Annotated in this window: 16 protein-coding genes and 1 pseudogene; 13 read left to right on the top strand and 4 right to left on the bottom strand. The window is 39.5% G+C overall.

Features of this window, described 5'->3' with window-relative positions:
• The first annotated feature begins 1 nt into the window (after window position 1).
• The 8 genes and pseudogenes from GNP35_RS10845 to GNP35_RS10810 all read left to right on the top strand — a co-directional run bounded on the left by GNP35_RS10845 (window position 2) and on the right by GNP35_RS10810 (window position 9920).
• Entirely contained in the window at window positions 2-925 is a 924-nt protein-coding gene (locus GNP35_RS10845) for a M23 family metallopeptidase (protein ID WP_155696141.1), read from the top strand.
• A 108-nt stretch (window positions 926-1033) separates the two neighbouring features.
• Window positions 1034-3736, top strand: a complete 2703-nt coding sequence (gene secA, locus GNP35_RS10840; protein WP_155696140.1) for a preprotein translocase subunit SecA — start codon at window positions 1034-1036, stop codon at window positions 3734-3736.
• 84 nt (window positions 3737-3820) lie between these two features.
• Complete coding sequence (mutT, locus tag GNP35_RS10835) at window positions 3821-4243, top strand: 8-oxo-dGTP diphosphatase MutT (protein ID WP_155696139.1); 423 nt, start codon at window positions 3821-3823, stop codon at window positions 4241-4243.
• A 110-nt stretch (window positions 4244-4353) separates the two neighbouring features.
• Window positions 4354-5452, top strand: a protein-coding gene (gene prfB / locus GNP35_RS10830) for a peptide chain release factor 2 (RefSeq protein WP_155696138.1) whose coding sequence is annotated in 2 segments (ribosomal slippage) — window positions 4354-4428 and window positions 4430-5452 — 1098 coding nt in all. Because the reading frame shifts where the segments join, the coding sequence is not laid out codon by codon here.
• Window positions 5453-5575: 123 nt separating this feature from the next.
• A pseudogene (gene lysS, locus GNP35_RS10825) lies at window positions 5576-7157 on the top strand (lysine--tRNA ligase).
• A gap of 216 nt (window positions 7158-7373) precedes the next feature.
• Entirely contained in the window at window positions 7374-8087 is a 714-nt protein-coding gene (locus GNP35_RS10820; RefSeq protein ID WP_155696137.1) for a tetratricopeptide repeat protein, read from the top strand.
• Window positions 8088-8169: 82 nt separating this feature from the next.
• Entirely contained in the window at window positions 8170-9306 is a 1137-nt protein-coding gene (locus GNP35_RS10815) for a sensor histidine kinase (RefSeq protein ID WP_155696136.1), read from the top strand.
• Window positions 9303-9920 carry a response regulator transcription factor gene (locus GNP35_RS10810; RefSeq protein ID WP_155696135.1) on the top strand — a complete coding sequence of 206 codons (618 nt, stop codon included), beginning with the start codon at window positions 9303-9305 and terminating at the stop codon, window positions 9918-9920. Before GNP35_RS10815 ends, GNP35_RS10810 begins: the two co-directional genes overlap by 4 nt.
• Before the next feature lie 19 nt (window positions 9921-9939).
• On the opposite strand, the gene GNP35_RS10805 is transcribed toward GNP35_RS10810, so the two are convergent.
• The gene (locus GNP35_RS10805) at window positions 9940-10422 is read right to left on the bottom strand and encodes a thioredoxin family protein (RefSeq protein ID WP_155696134.1); all 483 of its coding nucleotides are present in this window, start codon (window positions 10420-10422) and stop codon (window positions 9940-9942) included.
• A 76-nt stretch (window positions 10423-10498) separates the two neighbouring features.
• Between GNP35_RS10805 and GNP35_RS10800 the strand changes: the two genes are divergently transcribed.
• On the top strand, window positions 10499-11695 hold the full coding sequence (locus GNP35_RS10800; protein WP_155696133.1) for a L,D-transpeptidase: 1197 nt from the start codon (window positions 10499-10501) through the stop codon (window positions 11693-11695).
• Here GNP35_RS10800 and GNP35_RS10795 read toward each other — a convergent pair.
• Genes GNP35_RS10795 through mtnN form a run of 3 tightly spaced genes read right to left on the bottom strand, consistent with a single transcriptional unit; the run spans window position 11692 to window position 13748 of the window.
• Complete coding sequence (locus GNP35_RS10795) at window positions 11692-12075, bottom strand: rhodanese-like domain-containing protein (protein ID WP_155696132.1); 384 nt, start codon at window positions 12073-12075, stop codon at window positions 11692-11694. The genes GNP35_RS10800 and GNP35_RS10795 overlap by 4 nt on opposite strands.
• A gap of 9 nt (window positions 12076-12084) precedes the next feature.
• Window positions 12085-13038 (bottom strand): cobalamin biosynthesis protein, encoded by a 954-nt coding sequence (locus tag GNP35_RS10790; RefSeq protein WP_155696131.1) that lies wholly within the window; start codon window positions 13036-13038, stop codon window positions 12085-12087.
• 14 nt (window positions 13039-13052) lie between these two features.
• On the bottom strand, window positions 13053-13748 hold the full coding sequence (mtnN, locus tag GNP35_RS10785; RefSeq protein WP_155696130.1) for a 5'-methylthioadenosine/S-adenosylhomocysteine nucleosidase: 696 nt from the start codon (window positions 13746-13748) through the stop codon (window positions 13053-13055).
• A gap of 199 nt (window positions 13749-13947) precedes the next feature.
• Here mtnN and GNP35_RS10780 point away from each other — a divergent pair, with 199 nt between their 5' ends.
• From GNP35_RS10780 to dnaK, 4 genes are all read left to right on the top strand, one after another.
• Window positions 13948-14556 (top strand): DUF2726 domain-containing protein, encoded by a 609-nt coding sequence (locus tag GNP35_RS10780; RefSeq protein WP_155696129.1) that lies wholly within the window; start codon window positions 13948-13950, stop codon window positions 14554-14556.
• Window positions 14557-14705: 149 nt separating this feature from the next.
• Complete coding sequence (locus GNP35_RS10775; protein WP_155696128.1) at window positions 14706-16280, top strand: CYTH domain-containing protein; 1575 nt, start codon at window positions 14706-14708, stop codon at window positions 16278-16280.
• A 133-nt stretch (window positions 16281-16413) separates the two neighbouring features.
• A complete protein-coding gene (gene glnE / locus GNP35_RS10770; RefSeq protein ID WP_155696127.1) occupies window positions 16414-19398 on the top strand; it encodes a bifunctional [glutamate--ammonia ligase]-adenylyl-L-tyrosine phosphorylase/[glutamate--ammonia-ligase] adenylyltransferase in 2985 nt (994 codons plus the stop codon).
• A 179-nt stretch (window positions 19399-19577) separates the two neighbouring features.
• A complete protein-coding gene (dnaK, locus tag GNP35_RS10765; protein ID WP_155696126.1) occupies window positions 19578-21503 on the top strand; it encodes a molecular chaperone DnaK in 1926 nt (641 codons plus the stop codon).
• Window positions 21504-21648 lie beyond the last annotated feature (145 nt).

The raw sequence follows: 21648 nt of genomic DNA, 5'->3' as shown, positions 1-21648 counted from the left end.
AATGAGTTTAACACTTATTTACAAAGGAAAGAATGTTAGCTTTAAGGTCAAAATGCCTAAAGCGCAATGGCTTCCTATTGCCGCTATTTTCCTGATTGCTACTGTTTGGTTTATAAGTTCTTCGTTAATGAACAATAACGACACTGATCATGTAAGGGAGCAGTTGCTCCTAGCTCAAAAAGAATATAGCGATGAAAAACAGCAGCTCATGGGCTTAAAACGCCAGGCAGAGCACCAATTAAGTGCGTTGACGCTAAAGCTGGGTGAAATAAAAGGTCAGGTTAATAGGCTAGATGCCGTGGCTAGTCGAGTTGCTACACAAGCAAATATTCCTGCAGAAGAATTTAATTTTGATTTAGAGTCGAGTGTTGGCGGACCAAACTCAGAAACCGCTAGTGATGTTATGACCAGCGTTGATGGCTTGTTTTCAGAGATGGAAGAGATGCTTGTTAAGCTTGACGGTCAAGAAAGACGAATGGCAGTACTTGAATCCATATTAATGAATACCCATATAGAAGAGGAAATATTTGTTTCTGGCCGACCGATAAAGTCTGGTTGGTTATCCTCTTATTTTGGCGTCCGTAAAGACCCGTTTACTAGTATGCCTGCAATGCACAAAGGCTTAGATTTTGCCGGCGATGAAGATGCAGATGTTGTAGCAACAGGGGCAGGCGTGGTAACGTGGGCAGATAGTCGCTTCGGTTACGGAAATTTGGTCGAAATTGACCACGGTGATGGCGTGGTTACTCGATATGGTCACAATAAATCTTTATTGGTTAGTGTAGGTGACATAGTTACTAAAGGCCAAACGGTTGGAAAAATGGGCAGTACGGGTCGTTCAACAGGCCCCCATGTTCATTACGAAGTGTTAAAACGCGGTAAACAAATTGACCCATTGCCTTATGTTTACCGAAAAGCAGACTAGTTAAATTTATAAACCAGGATTGGTAACTATCTAGTTGAACAGGAACTAAACAGTCGGCATAGCCGATTGTTTTCATTATAAGAACAGTCAGAAGTAAAGCTGAAAAATATGATCTCTTCACTATTAACAAAATTATTCGGTAGCCGAAATCAACGTACGCTAAAATCCTTAAATAAAATCGTAAAAGCGATTAATGCTCTTGAGCCTCAATTTGAGAGTTTATCAGATGCTGAATTAAAAAATAAAACCGTTGAGTTTCGTACTCGACTTGCTGAAAACGAATCCCTAGATGATATCTTGCCAGAAGCTTTTGCTACTGTGCGTGAAGCTAGCCGACGAGTTTTTGAAATGCGTCATTTTGACGTGCAAATGATTGGTGGTATGGTTTTAAATTCAGGTAGTATTGCTGAAATGCGTACTGGTGAAGGTAAAACGTTAACTGCAACCTTACCTGCATATCTAAACGGCTTAACCGGCAAAGGCGTTCACGTTATTACCGTGAATGACTATCTTGCAAGCCGTGACTCTGAGTATAACCGTCCACTTTTCGAATTCTTAGGAATGAGCGTTGGTTGTAACATTCCTGGAATGAACCACGAAGAGAAAAAAGCCGCTTACCAAGCAGATATTACGTATGGTACCAACAACGAATTCGGTTTTGATTACCTGCGCGACAACATGGCATTCAGTGCCGATGAACGTGTTCAGAAAAGCCTTAACTTTGCCTTAATTGATGAAGTTGATTCAATCTTAATTGATGAAGCTCGTACGCCGCTTATTATTTCTGGACCTGCTGAAGATAATTCAGAGATTTACATTGAAATTAATAAAATTGTTCCGCTACTTGAACGTCAAGAAAAAGAAGACGAAGAAGGTGTTGAAGGCGATGGCGATTACACCGCCGATGAAAAGTCTAAACAAGTTTATCTAACTGAGCGTGGTCAAATCCGTGTAGAAGAAATTTTACGTGAAGCGGGTGTGATTGCAGAAGATGATTCACTATTCAGTGCAACTAACATTCCTTTACTACATAATGTTTATGCGGCTTTACGTGCTCACATTATGTATCAAAAAGATGTGGATTATATTGTTAACGGCGACGAAGTTGTCATTATCGATGAACACACCGGTCGTACAATGGAAGGGCGTCGTTGGTCTGAAGGTTTACACCAAGCCGTAGAAGCAAAAGAAGGTGTAAAAATTCAAAATGAAAACCAAACTTTAGCGTCTATTACTTTCCAGAACTTCTTCAGAATGTACGACAAGCTATCTGGTATGACGGGTACAGCTGATACAGAAGCATTCGAATTCCAACAAATTTATGGGCTAGATACAGTTGTAATACCAACCAATAAACCAATGGTTCGTAATGACATGACTGATTTAGTTTATCTAACTCAGCTAGAAAAATATCGTGCGATTATTACCGATATTAAAGACTGCCAAGAGCGTGGCCAGCCTGTACTTGTAGGTACGGTTTCTATTGAATCTTCAGAGTTACTTTCTCAGCTACTGAAGAAAGATAAAATAAAACACTCGGTATTAAACGCAAAACAGCACGAAAAAGAAGCTCAAATTGTTGAAGATGCTGGTCGTTCAGGCTCAGTTACAATTGCGACTAACATGGCCGGTCGTGGTACCGATATTGTTTTAGGTGGCAACTGGAATGCTGAAGTTGCACGTCTTAAGAATCCAACAGACCAACAGATTGAACATATTAAATCTGAGTGGAAAAAACGCCATGATGATGTAATCACCGCGGGTGGTTTACATATTATTGGTACTGAACGTCACGAATCTCGCCGTATCGATAATCAGTTACGTGGTCGTTCTGGTCGTCAAGGTGACGCAGGTTCATCACGTTTCTATCTTTCAATGGAAGATACGTTAATGCGTTTATTCGCATCAGACAGAGTAACTGGCATGATGCGTAAGCTAGGTATGGAAGAGGGTGAAGCGATTGAGCATCCTTGGGTAAACAAAGCCATTGAAAATGCACAGCGCAAAGTAGAAGCCCGTAACTTTGATATTCGTAAGCAATTACTTGAGTACGATGATGTTGCTAACGATCAGCGTAAAGTTATTTACTCACAGCGTGATGAATTACTTGAAGATGGTGATATTGGTGAAGTGATTGAAAGCATTCGTCGCGACGTAGTTGCAACAGTACTTGATAGTCATATCCCGCCGCACTCTCTTGAAGAAATGTGGAGCTTAGAAGCATTAGAAGAACAGTTATCAGCTGACTTTGGCGTTGATATGCCAGTGCGTAAATGGTTAGAAGAAGACAAGAATCTACACGAAGAAACGCTGAAGCAACGTATTAGCGAAGAAATTGACGCTATGTATGCTGAAAAAGAACAGCATGTTGGCGCTGAAGTTATTCGCCACTTTGAAAAAGCGGTTATGCTTCAAAGCTTAGACCAACACTGGAAAGAGCATTTAGCTGCTATGGATCACCTTCGTCAAGGTATTCACTTACGTGGTTATGCCCAAAAGAACCCTAAACAAGAATATAAGCGCGAATCGTTTGAGCTATTTAGCACAATGTTAGAGCAGCTTAAAATTGAAGTAATTAAAGTTCTTTGTCGAGTTCAAGTTAAAGCGGAAGAAGATGTTGAAGCCGTTGAAGAACAGCGTAGACAAGCAGAAGCTGCAGACCTTGAGTTCCAGCACGAGTCGTCAAATCAGTTAGCCTCTGAAGAAAAAACAGAAGTTAATGTAAGCAGCCGAGTTAAAGTTGGCCGTAATGACCCTTGTCCTTGTGGTTCAGGTAAAAAATATAAACAATGTCACGGTAAGTTAAGCTAACGCTCATCTCGCTTAACAACATTGATAAAAAGGTGAGCTTAGCTCGCCTTTTTTGTTTATGACATTTAATAAAAGAGTTAAAAAATGACAATTGTTAACGGTAAAACTAAAACCGAACAAAAGGTAATTAGAGTCGCGGCTGCCATCATTCAGCAAGGCGACCGCTTTTTGCTAAGCAAGCGGCTTGACCATTTACACCAAGGTGGCAAGTGGGAATTCCCAGGCGGTAAAATTGAGTCAACTGAAAGTGTTGCAACAGCACTAGTTCGCGAGTTACAAGAAGAGCTTGGTATTACGGCCACTCATCAATCTGATTTTCATGAGCTAGTCTTTGATTACCCGGAAAAGCGAGTTCAGCTTTATTTTCAACTGGTTACCGAGTTTAACGGCGAGCCAGAGGGTAAAGAAGGCCAAGCAGTGCAGTGGTTTAGTAAAAGAGAGCTGTTAACCTTGCCATTTCCTGATGCGAATAAACCAGTATTAGCTATGCTAGAAACACAATTATAACCCTATGTTTTGACCTAATTAGCAAACCATTAATTGAGTAGATACACTAATATTGTTACACTTCGGCGCAATTTTGCGTCGTTTTAAATTTAAAGGTTATTATAAAATTCATGTTTGAGATCAACCCGGTTCTAAATCAATTAGCTGATATTCGCGAACGTACTGAAGTACTTCGGGGGTACCTTTGACTACGCTGCTAAAAAAGAGCAGTTAGAAGAAGTTAGTGGCGAGTTAGAAGATCCAAATGTATGGAACGATCCTGCTAAAGCGCAAGCATTAGGCAAAGAGCGCTCTATGCTAGAGGCTATTGTTAAAACCATAGATGACCTAGATCAAGGTTGTGAAGACGTTGATGGCCTTATTGAATTAGCGCAAGAAGCAGAAGATGAAGAAACTTTTGAAGAAGCGCAGTCTGAATTAAACGACTTAGAACAAAAATTAGAGCAATTAGAATTCAGAAGAATGTTCTCTGGTGAACTTGATGGCAGCGACGCCTATATAGATTTACAGGCGGGTTCTGGCGGCACAGAAGCGCAAGACTGGTGTAATATTTTACTGCGTATGTATTTACGCTGGTGTGAAGCTAAAGGCTTTAAGACAGAACTTATTGAAGTAACTGATGGTGATGTTGCCGGTATTAAAGGCGCAACTATCCGTATTAGCGGTGAGTACGCATTTGGTTGGGCAAGAACAGAAACGGGTGTGCATCGCTTAGTGCGAAAGTCGCCATTTGATTCAAACTCTCGTCGCCATACTTCTTTTGCGTCTGCTTTTGTTTATCCTGAAGTAGATGACAATATTGATATCGATATCAATACGTCAGATTTGAAAATAGACACTTATCGAGCGTCAGGTGCAGGTGGTCAGCACGTAAACACCACCGATTCAGCGGTTCGTATTACTCACGTACCTACTAATACAGTAGTGCAATGTCAAAACGAGCGCTCACAGCATAAAAACAAAGATCAAGCCATGAAGCAGTTAAAAGCAAAGCTTTATGAGTTGGAAATGCTTAAGCAAAACGAACAAAAACAAGCAGCTGAGGACAACAAGTCTGATATAGGCTGGGGTAGTCAAATTCGTTCATACGTATTAGATGACTCGCGTATAAAAGATTTAAGAACAGGTGTTGAAAGTCGAAACACGCAAGCTGTATTGGACGGTGGCTTGGACAAATTTATTGAAGCTAGTCTAAAAGCAGGGCTATAAGACTTTAGATAGAACGTGATACGTAAGTTTCTTCTGTTAATTAGACAGTAGTACAGATTTACACTAAAAATAAATAGTACATAAATCATTAGATTAATCATTTTACGGTAATTGAGAACATAAATGACTGAACAAACTCAAGACGCGAACAAACTCATTGCAGAGCGTCGTGCAAAGTTAGAAAACATCCGCGAAAACTGCTCGGCTAATGCACACCCAAACAAATTTCGTCGTGAACATTACAGTGACGACCTTCAACAAGAGTTTGGTGAGTTCGAAAAAGAAAAGCTAATTGAAATGGATACAAAAGTATCTATTGCTGGCCGTATTATGGCAAAGCGTGGTCCGTTCATGTTATTACAAGACATGAAAGGGCGCATTCAAGCCTATGCCGCAAAAGACGTTCAGAAAGATTTAAAAGAAAAATACGGCGTACTAGACATTGGTGACATCATTGGTGTTTCTGGTGCTTTACATAAATCTGGAAAAGGCGACTTATACGTAAATATGGAAAGCTACGAGCTTCTGACTAAGTCTCTTCGCCCACTACCAGAAAAGTTTCATGGTCTAACGGATCAAGAAGCTAAGTATCGTCAACGTTATGTAGATTTGATCACAAACCAAGATACTCGTAAAACATTCATGATCCGTTCTAAAGTAGTAGAAGGCATCCGCCGCTTCTTAGCAGAAACGTGAATTCATGGAAGTAGAAACACCAATGCTTCAAGTTATCCCTGGTGGTGCAACTGCGCGTCCATTTATTACTCATCATAATGCAATGAGCCGTGACATGTATCTTCGTATCGCGCCAGAGCTTTATTTAAAGCGTTTAGTTGTTGGTGGTTTTGAGCGTGTGTTTGAAATAAACCGTAACTTCAGAAACGAAGGTCTTTCAACTCGCCATAACCCTGAATTCACAATGATTGAATTCTATCAGGCGTATGCTGATTACAATGACTTGATGGACTTAACAGAAGAAATGTTACGTACCGTTGCTAACAACGTATTAGGTTCAGCCGTTGTAATTAACACGGTTAAAGACTCAGAAGGTAACGTTGTTGAAACAAAAGAGTATGACTTCGGACAGCCGTTTACTCGCTTAACAATGTCTGATGCGGTTCTTAAATATTATGATGAAGCGGCAAATAACCCGGAATGGGCTGCGGCAATTAAAGATCCAGAAAACAACCTAGACACGTTAAAAGTTATTGCTAAAAAGCTTCATATTAAAGAGCCTGAAGTTGACGGTATTTGGGGTGCAGGTAAATACCTTTGTGAAATTTTTGAAGCAACAGCGGAAGAGCAACTAGATCAACCAACGTTTATTACAGGCTACCCGTGGGAAGTATCTCCATTAGCTCGTCGTAATGATGAAAACGCGTTTATCACAGACCGTTTTGAATTCTTTGTTGGTGGCCGTGAGCTTGCAAATGGTTTCTCGGAGCTAAATGACGCTGAAGACCAAGCAAACCGCTTTAAGAAACAAGTTGAAGAAAAAGATGCCGGTGACATTGAAGCAATGCACTTTGACGAAGATTACATTCAAGCTCTTGAGTATGGTTTACCGCCAACGGCGGGTGAAGGTATTGGTATCGATCGTTTAGTAATGTTGTTTACTGATTCACCAACCATTAAAGACGTTATCTTGTTCCCGCACATGAAACCAGTTGCGAACAATGATCAAAACGAAGAAGACGCTGAATAAGTCGTTTATTTAGCCGAACAAACTTAGCCATAAGGGTTTAATTATCATTTAGTTAAACTCTTAGAGGCTCGATATGAAAGGAGCGCTTGTTGCTCTTTTTTTGTTTAACGCAAAAAAGTCATGACATTTGTCATATCAAATTGGTGACAAACCTCTCTAATAATATCTCCGCTTTTCTTCAATACTAATCCTGAACTTAAAAACAGGAGAAACACCATGAAAGCAATTAATAAAAATACAAAAATCGCTGTGACATGTTTATCAATATTTGCCAGCTTAGTTATGTCGACTAAAGCATTTTCAGGCCAAGTAGAAATAAACCAAATTGAAGAAGCAGCTAGTGTACTGAATGTAGCAGAGCTTAAAGTAATGAGTGAAAGCTTTGCAGGATACGACAAAGCGTTGGGGCTTTACCGTTTGGGACTAAGTCACAGTTTAATGGGTGACAACGAATCAGCGAAAGTTGCTATTGATGCATCTATGGTTGTTCTTGAAAAACTAGCTGAAGAAGAGTCAAACAATGTTGAAGTAAAAGCATTATTGGCACAGGTATATGGATTTAAAATATCTTTAGAGCCGTTAAAGGGTGCTTATTATGGAATGAAATCGAGTAGCTTGCTTAACGAAGCTGAGTCACTAGCCGCATCCAACCCAAGAGTACAATTAGTAAAAGGTATTGCTAAGTACAATACTCCACCTATGTTTGGTGGCGGACAAGATGACGCTAAAGAAGCCTTTGAAAAAGCAATAGTCGCATTTGAACAAGATGAATATTCAAACTTTCATTGGGGTGAGGCAGAAGCTTACACTTGGTTAGGGCTTATCAAACATCAACAAGGTGACAAAGCATCTGCTCAAGCTGATTGGGAGAAGGCGCTTACAATCAACCCTAATTATGGTTGGCCAAAAATGTTGTTGGAAAAAAAATAAGTAAATAAATTGGTGACTTACTGATAGGGTAAGTCACTGAATTAAAATTAATAAAGAGATTACCTTAAGTGAGTATAACGATATGAACTCTGAAGCCAGCAAGTCATTCATCATTCCTCCAATAGCTAATACGGCAGTAGCAAAATGGTCCTACTTTTCTCTTATATTTTCGGTTTTCTATTTTTTTAATGTGATTGCAAATTTTGAGGCTTATAGCGTTGCTAACTTAGCTGTAATAGCATTTATATATTTAACATTTATCGCTTTGTTTATACTTATAACTAGAGCTAATGAAGGCAAAGCAGCGCTGCTTATATTGTTAGTTATACTGCTATCAGGCATGGGGGCTTATTTTACGCCAGGCACTAGTGCTCTTTTCGGGTATGCTGCATTTTTTAGTGGCTTTTATTTCTCTAAATCACAAGGGCTGATTTTATTTTTGGCCAATATAGTCACTCAATTCTTAGCTGCTTATATATTTAATTACTGGAGCCCGTTTTTTCTTGGGCCAACATTAGTCATTTCATCAAGTTTGTTTGTTTATGGTGTGTTTAGCCAAAAAGAGTTTGTTTTCAACGCAGAGCAAGATGAGAAAAATCAACAAATCGAGCAAATCTCTACCATTGCTGAACGAGAGCGAATTGCACGAGATATGCATGACTTACTTGGGCATACACTATCTTCGTTAGCACTTAAGAGTGAGTTGTCGCAAAAGCTTATGGAGAAAAAACAATTCGAAATGGCAGCACAAGAAATTGGCGAAGTAGCATCATTGGCAAGGAGTTGCTTGTCTGAAGTTCGGCACGCGGTGTCGGGGTTAAAACAAACGGGCTTATCTGCAAAAATTATTAGCCTGGGTAAAGAGCTAGATGCGATGAATTTTAATGTGACCACTGATATTCAATATAAAAAGTTAGATGCTAAAACAGAGTCAGCGCTGATTATGATTTTCAAAGAAGCGACGACAAATATTTTAAAGCATAGTAATGGTAATGAGGTACATTTTGCCATAAAACAGACTGATGATGATTTGAAAGTTACGATTTCAGATAACGGCACAGTAAGTAATATTAAAATAGGAAATGGTTTGCAAGGCATAAAAAGCAGAGTTGAAGAGTTAGACGGGACGTTTTACTGCAATAAAAACAAAGAAAACCAAAATTTTACGCTTAGTATTAACTTAAAAAACGATGTAAACAGGGATGGGCTGGTTCAATGATAAACGTGGTGGTTGTAGAAGATCAGGCAATGGTGCGGGGGGCTATTAGTCGCCTTTTAACATTGGAAGATAATATTGATGTTGTTGGTGAAGCCGAAAACGGAGAAGCGGCCATAGAATTATTAAGCCAGTTGCAAAACAGTAATCAGCGCGTAGATATCGTTCTTACGGATATAGAAATGCCTAACATGACCGGCATTGAATTAGCAGAAACCATTAAGGTAGAGAAACCAGATATAAAAGTGGTGATAATGACTACGTTCTCTAAGTCCGGTTATATTAAACGTTCACTTAAGTTAGGAGTAATGGGGTTTGTTTTGAAGGAGTCTCCAATAGACGATCTTGTTCATGCATTAGAACAGGTTCACCTTGGTAGAAAAATTATAAATCCAGAATTAGCACTTATGGCTCTAGACGATAATGACCCATTGACGGACAAAGAACGCAAAGCAATTAAACTTGCTGGTGAAGGCCTTAAAACATCAGAGATTGCTAAAAAGTTGTATTTGTCTGAGGGCACTATAAGGAACTATTTATCCGAGGCAATTGCAAAGTTGAATGCGACCAACCGAATAGAGGCCGCACGAATTGCTAAGCAAAAAGGGTGGATTTAAGCTTAGTTCTTTAACTGAGTTAGTCACCCGCACTTTTTATTAACTGAGCTATATCATTAGCCCAATCGGTTTTTGGAAACTCTAAAAAACGACCTAGTTCAGTACCATCTTTATAAACAATAACGGTAGGTGTTTTTCTTATCGAATGTTTTATAGCTTCGTCTTTTGGATCCGACTTTGCTGTGTCTAAAGCATAAAAAGTAGGTTTTATATTTTGATTATTTACTTGTTCAAATAGTGAAATCAAGCGAGGGACTTCCCTTACACTGTCATGACACCACTCTCCAAAAAAGACCTTTACCTCAACAGGTGTAGCAACTGCTCGTAACGGCGCTAAATCTGCCGTGCTATAGCTGATGTCATCTTTATGTTTAGCAAATGATTTGAATTCTTTAAGGATAGTTGGGCCTGTAATTTCCCCCACATAAAATTCACTACTTTTGGCGTTGCAGCCTGTAGCCATAATTGATAGTAAAAGTGCAATAAGTGTTTTATTCTTCATGGATTAAACCTGATGTAATTTATACTGTGCTAACCGTATTAAAACACATGGCACTGAAATGGTGGAATAAAAACTGATGAAAAATAGTATCACGTTATGGATAACGGCAACATTGTTGGTGTTTTTTAGCTCATTTGCTTGGTCAGCTAAAACTTACCTTACAACGGCTAAAGTTGATGTTTATGATGAGCCTAATGGTAATGTTATTCAATCATGGCCTAGTCATACATTATTTACTTCTAATCAAGAAGATAACTTATGGATTAGAGTATCAGGTCACTTCCCTGAGGGCGAGTGGCAGTCAGTTTTTCCTATGTGGTACGTAAAAGTTTCAGAAAACTTATCTCTTCAAAAACCTCAATCATCTAACGCGCCAGCAACTATTTTTCACGTAGAAGAGGATGAACTGGATAGAAACAAAAAAGGCGCGCAAGCTTATCGTTTGCTTGAGCAGGCGACTGTTTTTAATAGACTTGGTGAAGCGCTTGAAGTTTGGCCTAAAGGTAAAAGTTTTACTAGTGCCTATGAAAATGAAGATGCACTTAAAGTAACCGGGCACTTTCCTAACGGTTCTAGTTGGCAGGCAATGGCTGAGCCAGTTTGGATCATTAAACCTATACGATTACAAAATAGAACGCAGCCGAAACCTATTGTTAGAAAGGAAAATACCAAGCGTCTTGTTATTATCGATAAGTCGGCATTTAATATGACGGTTTATGAACAGACTCCGGATTCACTTGAGGCAATCTTGACAACTCCTGTAGCGCTTGGATACGACCGTTGCTTGCCTAAGAGCCAAGGCGGCAAGTGTTACTACACTCCAGAAGGTGAGTTTGAAGTTGAATTCAAGCTGTTTGATTCAGACGGAATAAAGTGGTGCATACCTAAAAAAATGGAGGCTGAATTTACCGATAAAATTGCACGTGGCGAAAGGTGTTGGCGTGGAATTATGGGGCAACATGCTCTTCATTTTGGGGATTCATTGTTTTTGCATGGTACTTCAAACCCAGACTCAATTGGGAGCCGGACAACTCACGGGTGTGTAAGACTTCGTAATAGTGATATTGAATGGGTATATCGCTTGTTAGAAAACGGTGACAAGGTCATTATTACTTCAAACAAAGTAGAAATGGTGGCTAACCTAAAAGAGAAGCAACTAGAGACGCTAGCGAATGCCAATGCCTCTAAAAAAGCGACGGAAATTACGAAAGCCAAGGCTGCTGAGGTTAACGCACTAGAAGCTTCTAAAAACTCAAGTCCGCAGGAAAATTAAGGTTTAACCACTGGAAGCTGTTTTGCTTTCCAACCTAACATGTCTCCGTCTAAATGGATGAAGCCTTTAATGCCATTCTTTCTCATCATTGCTTCAGCTTTTTCAGCTCGGCGGCCACTGCGACAATAAACAACAATGGTTTTATTAATAGATTTTAGTTTGTCTAATTCATCAATAATCGCGTGATGCGGGATATTAATCGCACCTTCAATGTGACCTTCTGCATATTCACTTGGCGAACGAACATCAAGAACTTGATAATTTGTTTTGTTTTTTAAGTATTGTTCAGCGGAAATCTTAGGTGTGCTATTGGCGAAAATAGCACTACTGAATAAGCTTAAAATAAGTGAAACCATGACTAAAACTGTTTTATTAAACATGTCTAAACCTTAATTGTTAAAATTTCCAATAAACCAAAATAACAGAATAAGAAGAAGCAAAAAACCGGTAAAGCGTGCAAGCCAATGACGCAGCTGAGCAATAGCACCGTGATTAGGCTTTTGTCCTTCATTTATTCTAAGTCTTGGTACTTTAACATCATTAAACATAGTTGGCCCGGCCATTTCAATACGACAACCTGCCGCTACAATACTCATCCAAACTAAATCAACAAGGCTCTGCTCTGCAGGCCATCTGTTTTTATTGCGTTGGAATAATGACCACCACCCGGGACTTGATTTAAAAACGGAAAAAATTGGAGCTATTAAAGCGCTTAACAGCCAATCAAGCGAAGTTTTTATGGCCGTTGTAGGTAGACCAAAATCGCTGTATTTGGGATTTAAAGCAAGCCACTGTTTTGTCACTATATCCAACACTCTATACGCTAGGCTAGCTAAACCGCCAAGGGCAATAAACAGTGCAACAGGCATTAACCAGGTCGTAACCCACGCATTAATTTCTATTTCCAGCGCACCCTTTGTTAATCCTAGAGAGGACAATCGTTTGGTATCAAAGCTAGCCGTTTCGCTTAAATAATCTTTTGCTAAGGTATTCTGTTTATTGGCTAGAGCTTCTTCTAATGCTTTGTTTACTTTAGAGACTGAGTGATAACTGAGACTAATGTACAATAATACGGATTCAGTCCATATGTCATAAGGCATTACAAAAAGTAACGACCAAACAATCACAGCGACAAAGACAAAATAAGTGAGCAACGACATAAAACCTGAGATTCTGCGTTGCCGCTCTGTACCTGGTTTATTAACCTTGAGAGCAATGGCGTCTGCTAATAACGCGCAAAGGCGAAGAGGAGAGTATTTAAATGGAAGTGGGATCAGCCATTCAATAACAATAACAATGGCTGCTGCCAATAGATGTGGAAGTTCAGCCATTGTTTCTAACATAGTAATAGTCGCTTTTATTTAATTTTATTTAAAAGCTTCATCACTAAATCCGAAGAGTTTTTAGATGCGATTTCTAAATATGCATCAAAACTCATTGGCGATTCTTCACCAGCAATATCTGAAAGAGAACGAATAACCAAAAACGGCGTGTCCATTTGATGACAAGTTTGTGCAATGGCCGCACCTTCCATCTCTACTGCTAACATATCTGGGAATTGCTGACGCGTTGCTTCAATTCTAACAGGATCGCACATGAAGCTGTCACCTGTGGCAACTAAACCAACTTTGCAGGTAATGTCAGACATTTCTTCAATTGACTCTTTTGTTAACGACACAAGCTTTTCATCTGCAGCAAAGCGCGCTGGCATATTTGGTACTTGACCAAATTCGTAATTAAAAGCCGTCACGTCTACGTCGTGGTGAACCACTTGATCGCCTACAGCTACGTCGCCAACTTTTAATTCTTTGTCAAAACCGCCAGCTGAACCCGTGTTAATTACGTAGTCAGGTTTAAAGTTGTTAATTAAAAGGGCGGTGGCAATGGCTGAAGCTACTTTGCCTATACCAGATTGAACTAAAACAACTTCTTGGCCATTTAATTCACCAGAAAAATACTCGTAGTTAGCAATTTTAGTGGTTTTTAAGTTGTTAATATTATTCTTTAAAATGGCTACTTCTGGTTCCATTGCGCCAATTATCGCAATTGTCATATCAAGCTCTCTATATAAGTTAGGATAGTTATCTATCAATCTGAAATTATAAGAAATTATAATAGAGCAATGGCGGCTTGGCTATGTAAAAGGAGCAAAAACAATTCACTTATCTCAGTGTCAAAATTAATACCATTTAAATGGCACACTATCTGCTTAGTAACGGTAGAGAATTATCTATCGTTCACTGGAGAATAGTATGGAATGGGTTTTAGTATTGCTAGTCGGTTTAATTTTGACCATTGCCTTAGTAGCAAGTCACTTTATTGACACCAACAATCCTTATCCTTTTAAAAAGAAAACGCAGCTTTTTACTAATGTAGAGCGCGGTTTTTTGGCGTTGTTAGATAAAGCGGTGGGTAACGACTACCGAATAGTGAATAGAGTAAGATTACAAGACATCATCGAAACAAAAGAGAGTGTTAAAGGCCGTGCCAAACGCTCTGCAATGATCAAAGCGTCAAGCAAAGTGATTGATTATGTGTTGTGCGACCCGCAAACTTATCGAATTATTGCAGCGGTAGATTTAGTTAACCAATCAAATGGTGGACACAAATCAAAGCAAGATTGGTTTGTGACTGGGGCTTTAGAAGCCGCCGGTATTCCACATATTCGTATTAAGGTAAAAGCGGGTTATAAAGTAGATGAAATTCGAAATGGCATTCTTTATAAAATAGGTAAAAAAGAGCGCGCATTCCCACCTGAGCCTATCTTTAAAGGTAATATCCCTCGTAGGCCTGTAGGTGCTTTGTCTGCAGGACAAGTTAAGGCTCAATTGGGCGGCCTAGGCATAGCTAAGGCGTCTTAACTAGATATTTTACAACCATTTAAGCCAGCCTATTAAAATCAATGTTTATCTAGCATATCGGTTTGAGTAGACAAAAGTTGGCTAATCGTTGAGTTTGTGGAGTGACTTAGGTAACCTGAGCACTCCAATCGAAAACAGAACGTTAATTAATGGAAATAGAGTTAAAGTTTCTTATCCAACCAGACTTAGTGAATAAGTTTACCGCTGCACTAAGCGCTTCACATTTTAAAATCACCAATACTCATAAAAAGCAGTTGAGAAATGGCTATTTTGATACCGCTAATCAAGCCCTCAGAGATTTTGATATGGGCCTTCGGATCCGTTCTAGCGAGTTTTCTGATGGTCAAATTGAAGCTGAACAAACGGTAAAATTAGCTGGCCAAGACATTGGTGGTTTGCATCGCAGACCGGAATTTAATGTTGACCTACCTACGCCCGTAAGTTTAATGGCAGACCTGTCTTTATTTGACCAAAAAATTTGGCCAATAGGATTTGCAGTAAGTGATATTCAAGCCGAATTAAAATTACTATTTGAAACAGACTTTGAACGAACCACATGGTTAATAGAAATGCCATCGGGCACTGTAATTGAGTGTGTTCTTGATCAAGGTGTGATTAAGTCTGGCGGTCATCAAACCATTATCAGCGAAATTGAATTAGAGTTCGTTTCTGGCCAAGAAAAAGATTTATTTAACCTAGCTCAGTTTGTTAGTAGCCAAGTAGATGTGCGATTAGGCTTTTTAAGTAAGGCAGCACGAGGGTATCAACTACTTACAGGCTCATCGCTTAAATGCACAGAGTTAAACGGTATTGAGCTTAAAAGTAATATTGAGTTTGAGCCAGCGCTTATTCAAGCAGCCTCTGAAGCTTTAAAGTTTGTACAACACAATGAGCAAGTGTTTTGCTCTTCAATGTCACCAAAGGCATTGCGAAAAGTCATTGATGGCTGGTCGCTTATTATTCATATTCTTAAACTGTTTTCTGTTACCTTGGCACAAAGCCAGATTGATCAGTTCATCGAGTCTTTTGAAACTATACGTCAGCAGCACAAGTGGGTTGATGGTTTTTATCAACTAAATCAGCTAGTCAGCAGAAAAAGCCCTTACCGGAAAGAAATTGAAAATAGTGAACATCTACCAGAGTTGATGGCACAGTATCAATTGCCGGAACACAAATTAATGAAAGCGGTGGGCTTTTTTAGTACTAACGAATACAACCGACTTATTTTGAATTTTGTTCAGTGGTTAACGCAAAAGCAATGGCGAAATGCACTACCACTGAATGAGTTATGCACATTAAAAGAGCCTTTAACTGAGTTTTCAAACTTATGGTTAGAGTCGGCGTGGCAAAACCTTCAGGTAGCGTTAGCCAACTACAAAAATCACACTGACAAAGAAAGCTTAGTAGCACTATATTGGCCTCTGGTTGAATCTATTTTAACGGGCATTACGGTGGGCAATTTATACGGCGAACAAAGCCAGTCAATGCACAATGGGCAACTTGACTTGTTGGTTGGTTGCGAAGAATTTTTGCTTTTAACTCGATTAGAAAAGCTTATTGTGCGTGATACAGAAGCGTGCAGTGAAAGTAATGATGCAACGGCAATTATTCCTGAGTCAGAAAACGCGGATTATTTATCTTGGGTAAAGGGCAAACAACAAAGCTTAAATACGGCGTTGTCAGCTTCAATAGGAAGCGTTAGCCAAATTAAACCATTCTGGTAAAAACGTGATACTAAAATAGTGATAGTTAAACCTTAAACCTTAAACCTTAAACCTTAAACCTTAAACCTTAAAATTAAACTTTAAAATAAACCGTAATATCAAAATAAAGATATTTAAGTAGTGAAATTAAACCGTGAATACATTCCAATCATCGAACAATGATTCAAACTCTATAGAGGCATTAGGAGCTAAGCGTCTTTCCGCGCTTGTAAATGCACATAATGTAGACGTCGATTTTGATGATGCTTCTGCTTTGCAGTATCTGCTGGCGATGAGTGATTTTATTTTTAGGATGTGCGGTAGATATCAATTTATTTTTGAAGATTTGGCTGCAAGCTGCGTGGTCAAAGAAGTTCAACTTGTGTTGCCTCAGTGGTCTATTTCAGAAACGGAATGGCTGTCTTTATCAGAAGCAGATGCATTAAAAGCCCTCAGAGATTTTAGGCATCATTTAATGGTCGTTATTGCCAGTCAGCACTTTCTAAAACAAATAGACATAAAAACCAGTATGCGATACTTGTCTGAATCAGCTGATTTGTTTTATGTATTGGCTAGGCAGTGGGCTGAATGCCATTTAGCTCCTCGATGGGGAAAGGCGATAAATGAATGCGGGCAACCTGTTCCTTTAATTGCCCTGGGCATGGGTAAGTTGGGCGGTTACGAACTTAACTTTTCATCAGATATTGATCTTATATTTTGTTATGAGAGCAAAGGCACAACGGCTGGTGGTCGTAAGCAAGAAGACTTCCAAACTTACTTTACTAAGCTCGCTCAAAAAATTATTCAGCTATTGGATTCTGTCACCCCTGATGGTCAGGTATTTCGAGTCGATATGCGTTTGAGGCCATTTGGCGATAGTGGCCCTTTGGTAAGCAGTTTTGCCGCTCTTGAAGATTATTACCAAGAGCAAGGCCGGGAGTGGGAGCGATATGCTCTTTTAAAGGCAAGGCCGTTAGCCTACAGCAAATTTATTACGGCCGAGGAACAACAGTCACATACACAACTTATTAGCATGCTTAAGCCTTTTGTTTATCGTCGCTATATCGACTTTAGTGTGATCGAGTCTTTGCGCACCATGAAGCGCCAGATTGAACAGGAAGTTGTCAGACGAAACTTGGTTAATAATATAAAGCTGGGCTCTGGCGGTATAAGAGAAGCGGAATTTATTCTTCAAGCGTTACAAATGTTACGCGGCGGTAAAGAGCCACAATTACAGTTGCCCAGCTTTTTATCAGTTTTACCTGAGTTAGTTCGGCTCAATGTATTTACTGAGCAAGAAGGCATTAATATTGAACAAAGTTACTTGTGGTTAAGAGATTGCGAACAATATTTACAAGCCTTTGACGACAAGCAGACCCAAACACTGCCAAGTACTGAGCTGGATAAAAAACGATTATTAACGCTATTTAATGTGCCAACCTGGGACGTGTTTTTAACAACAGTAGAGGCCGTTTCCACGCAAATTCACGACATATTTGATGAGCTGATTGGTGAATCACCGGAACATCAAAGTAACCCAAACAATGAGTTAGTAGAAAAGTGGCAAGCAATATGGCAGTTAGACCTACAGGTAAAACTACAAGTAGACCTTCAAGAAAGCACAGAGTTAGAACCTTCTCTACAGAGCCCTAACGACCTATCGGCTTCTGCTGAACATTTAACAACTGAGGAAGCCACTAATTTAACTAATAACGTAGCTACTAATTTAACTACTAATAATTTAATTAGCTGTTTGATGGATCAAAAGGCGGACTTAATTAAAGCGGTTTTAAGCAGTAAAGGCCGAGACCGACTCGACTTATTAATTCCGCATTTAATGGCAGAGTGTGACGTTCAAAAAATATCGGTATCGCAATGTGCTGATATCTTGAAAATCATTAAACGTATTACGGCTAGAACAACTTATCTAGCGTTATTAGTTGAACATCCTGGAGCATTAAAGCAATTAGTGAAGCTAGTGTCGTCTTGTCACTTTATAGGCCAAGAATTAAAGCACTTTCCACTTTTACTCGATCAGTTAATCGACCCAAAGCTTTTATATACTATCCCTAAATTAACCGACTACGCCGCTGACTTAAGACGCAACCTGCTGCGAGTAGATGCAGACGATCTAGAATTGCAGATGGAGATCTTACGACAGTTTAAGTTGTCGTCGCAGTTAATTATTGCAGCGTGTGATGTGTCGCAAATTATTGACTTACCCACTGTGAGTAATCATTTAACCGCATTGTCTGAGGCAATTTTGCATCAAGTGGTTAACTTATCTTGGCAACAAATGATCAGTCGATATGGTTATCCTGAAGGTGCTTCAGATCAAGATAAGAACTTTGCTGTATTAGGTTATGGAAAACTAGGAGGTTATGAGCTTGGTTATGGTTCTGACCTCGATGTGGTTTTTGTCCATGGCTGTGCATCAAGTAGCCCAACTAATGGCAAAAAACAAATAGATTCAAGACAGTTTTACTTAAAATTAGCGCAGCGAATTCTCCACGTTTTTACTACTAGAACGCCCAGCGGTATTTTATACGAGTTAGATACCAGACTTAGACCTTCAGGTGCGAGTGGCTTGCTCGCTATTAATATTAATACCTTTGCAGAGTATCAAAGCACCGAAGCTTGGACATGGGAGCATCAAGCTCTTGTGCGTGCAAGAGCAGTTATGGGAAGCAGAGCATTAACGGTGCAGTTTGAAGAGATTAGAAAGGCGATACTTAAGTCAAAGCGTGATACAGAGTTGTTAAAGGCAGACATCTCTAAAATGCGAGAAAAAATGTGTGCGAACTTGTCCAAAGAAACTTCAGAGTTATTTGATCTTAAGCAGAGCCGCGGAGGCATTGCCGATATCGAGTTTGTTACGCAACTTTTGGTATTACAATATAGCGGGAAGTACGCAGGGTTAGCTGACTATTCTGACAATAAACGATTGTTGGAAATTAGTTCAGAGCTAGGGTTGATAACAAAGGTTGAGTGTAATGGTCTTTGGGAAGCTTACCAGGAATACCGTAAGTTATATCACCAGCAGTCATTAAACTTGCAAGAAAAGTTGGTAGGGCGAAGCTCAATTGAGCTTCATAAAAACGTGGTACAACAGGTTTGGCAGCGCTTATCTTTGAAATAATGGGTGCCAATAATAGTTATTTTTTTAGCCCTATTTACATTAGAAAGTAAATTCAAAAAAAAATTCAAAAAATTGTAAAAAAATTTATCTATTTCAGTTGAAAACCTCATTAGTACCCCCACTAATAGTGCAAGAATTAATTTAACCCCTTTTAATAAGTTGTTTTCGGAGTAAATCTCATGGGTAGAATCATTGGTATCGATTTAGGTACAACAAACTCTTGTGTTGCTGTTTTAGATGGTGACAAGCCTCGTGTAATTGAAAACGCGGAAGGCGATCGCACAACTCCTTCTATTATTGCATACACAGACGAAGGCGAAATCTTAGTTGGTCAACCAGCTAAGCGCCAAGCGGTAACAAATCCTCAAAACACACTATTCGCTATCAAGCGTTTAATTGGTCGTCGTTTTGAAGACAAAGAAGTTCAACGTGATATCGACATCATGCCATTTAGCATTGTTAAAGCTGACAATGGTGATGCATGGGTTGAAGTTAAGGGCGAAAAAATGGCGGCACCTCAGGTGTCAGCTGAAGTTCTTAAGAAAATGAAAAAGACAGCGGAAGACTTCCTAGGCGAAAAAGTAACGGGTGCTGTAATTACCGTTCCTGCTTACTTCAATGACTCACAACGTCAAGCAACAAAAGACGCTGGTCGTATTGCTGGTCTAGACGTAAAACGTATTATCAACGAACCAACTGCAGCTGCATTAGCATACGGTGTTGGTAGAAAAGGAAGCGACAACGTTGTAGCTGTTTACGACTTAGGTGGCGGTACATTCGATATCTCAATCATCGAAATTGATGAAGTAGATGGCGAGCAAACGTTTGAAGTATTAGCGACAAACGGTGACACACACTTAGGTGGTGAAGACTTTGATAACCGTGTGATCAACTACTTAGTAGAAGAGTTCAACAAAGATCAAGGCGTAAATCTTAAAAACGACCCGCTAGCAATGCAGCGTGTTAAAGAAGCCGCTGAAAAAGCTAAAATTGAATTATCTTCAGCGCAACAAACGGAAGTTAACTTACCATATGTGACAGCGGATGCTTCAGGTCCTAAGCACATGAACATCAAGATTACTCGTGCGAAGCTAGAGTCTCTTGTTGAAGATATGATCCAAGCAACGTTAGAGCCGTTAAAAATGGCGCTTAAAGATGCGGACTTATCAGTAAGCGACGTACATGACATCATCTTAGTTGGTGGTCAAACACGTATGCCTAAAGTTCAAGCGGCTGTTACTGAGTTCTTCGGTAAAGAGCCTCGTAAAGACGTTAACCCTGATGAAGCGGTAGCAATTGGTGCAGCAATTCAAGGTGGTGTTCTTTCTGGTGATGTTAAAGACGTATTACTACTAGACGTTACTCCATTATCTCTAGGTATTGAGACAATGGGCGGAGTGATGACTTCTGTAATTGAAAAGAACACTACGATTCCTACTAAGCAATCGCAAACGTTCTCTACAGCAGAAGACAATCAGTCAGCGGTAACAATTCATGTTCTTCAAGGTGAGCGTAAGCAAGCATCAAGCAACAAATCGCTTGGTCAGTTTAACCTAGAAGGTATTCGTCCAGCTCAACGTGGCGCACCACAAATCGAAGTAACATTTGATGTTGATGCCGACGGTATCTTGCATGTATCTGCTAAAGACAAAGATACAGGGAAAGAGCAAAAGATCACTATCCAAGCATCTTCAGGCTTATCAGATGATGAGATTGATGCAATGGTACGTGATGCAGAAGCGAATGCTGAAGAAGATAAGAAGTTTGAAGAATTAGCACAAGCACGTAACCAAGCTGATGCATTAGCTCACGCAACTGAAAAGCAAGTGACTGAAGCAGGCGACGACCTTCCAGCTGAAGATAAAGATGCTATCGAAAAAGCGATTAATGAGCTTAAAGATGCATCTAAGTCAGGCACAAAAGATGAGATTGAAGCTAAGTCTCAAGCGTTAATGGAAGCATCTCAAAAGCTGATGGAAATTGCGCAAGCAAAAGCCCAAGCTCAAGGTGGTGCCGGCGCTGAAGGTGCTGAACAAGCAACAAACGCTGCAGACGACGATGTTGTTGATGCTGAGTTTGAAGAAGTGAACGACGATAAAAAATAATCGTTAACACTTTGTAAAGTTTGAAAAATTAACATGGGCGTTTTATACGCCCATGTTTGTTACTTAAATATGGTTAATTTACGTTTAATTTCTTGCCTTTTTTATCTTAGTTTTTAAATAAACCAAAGTGATAAAAAGCGAAGTA

This window comes from Psychrosphaera haliotis (genome assembly GCF_009728465.1).
Lineage (GTDB): Bacteria > Pseudomonadota > Gammaproteobacteria > Enterobacterales > Alteromonadaceae > Psychrosphaera > Psychrosphaera haliotis.
This window is presented reverse-complemented; position numbering and strand designations above follow the sequence as displayed.

What these genes read in the sequence shown, in the direction of transcription:
- GNP35_RS10845 (WP_155696141.1), top strand. Translation starts at nt 2, where the DNA reads ATGAGTTTAACACTTATTTACAAAGGAAAGAATGTTAGCTTTAAGGTC.
- secA (WP_155696140.1), top strand. Translation starts at nt 1,034, where the DNA reads ATGATCTCTTCACTATTAACAAAATTATTCGGTAGCCGAAATCAACGT.
- mutT (WP_155696139.1), top strand. Translation starts at nt 3,821, where the DNA reads ATGACAATTGTTAACGGTAAAACTAAAACCGAACAAAAGGTAATTAGA.
- GNP35_RS10820 (WP_155696137.1), top strand. Translation starts at nt 7,374, where the DNA reads ATGAAAGCAATTAATAAAAATACAAAAATCGCTGTGACATGTTTATCA.
- GNP35_RS10815 (WP_155696136.1), top strand. Translation starts at nt 8,170, where the DNA reads ATGAACTCTGAAGCCAGCAAGTCATTCATCATTCCTCCAATAGCTAAT.
- GNP35_RS10810 (WP_155696135.1), top strand. Translation starts at nt 9,303, where the DNA reads ATGATAAACGTGGTGGTTGTAGAAGATCAGGCAATGGTGCGGGGGGCT.
- GNP35_RS10805 (WP_155696134.1), bottom strand. Translation starts at nt 10,422, where the DNA reads ATGAAGAATAAAACACTTATTGCACTTTTACTATCAATTATGGCTACA.
- GNP35_RS10800 (WP_155696133.1), top strand. Translation starts at nt 10,499, where the DNA reads ATGAAAAATAGTATCACGTTATGGATAACGGCAACATTGTTGGTGTTT.
- GNP35_RS10795 (WP_155696132.1), bottom strand. Translation starts at nt 12,075, where the DNA reads ATGTTTAATAAAACAGTTTTAGTCATGGTTTCACTTATTTTAAGCTTA.
- GNP35_RS10790 (WP_155696131.1), bottom strand. Translation starts at nt 13,038, where the DNA reads ATGTTAGAAACAATGGCTGAACTTCCACATCTATTGGCAGCAGCCATT.
- mtnN (WP_155696130.1), bottom strand. Translation starts at nt 13,748, where the DNA reads ATGACAATTGCGATAATTGGCGCAATGGAACCAGAAGTAGCCATTTTA.
- GNP35_RS10780 (WP_155696129.1), top strand. Translation starts at nt 13,948, where the DNA reads ATGGAATGGGTTTTAGTATTGCTAGTCGGTTTAATTTTGACCATTGCC.
- GNP35_RS10775 (WP_155696128.1), top strand. Translation starts at nt 14,706, where the DNA reads ATGGAAATAGAGTTAAAGTTTCTTATCCAACCAGACTTAGTGAATAAG.
- dnaK (WP_155696126.1), top strand. Translation starts at nt 19,578, where the DNA reads ATGGGTAGAATCATTGGTATCGATTTAGGTACAACAAACTCTTGTGTT.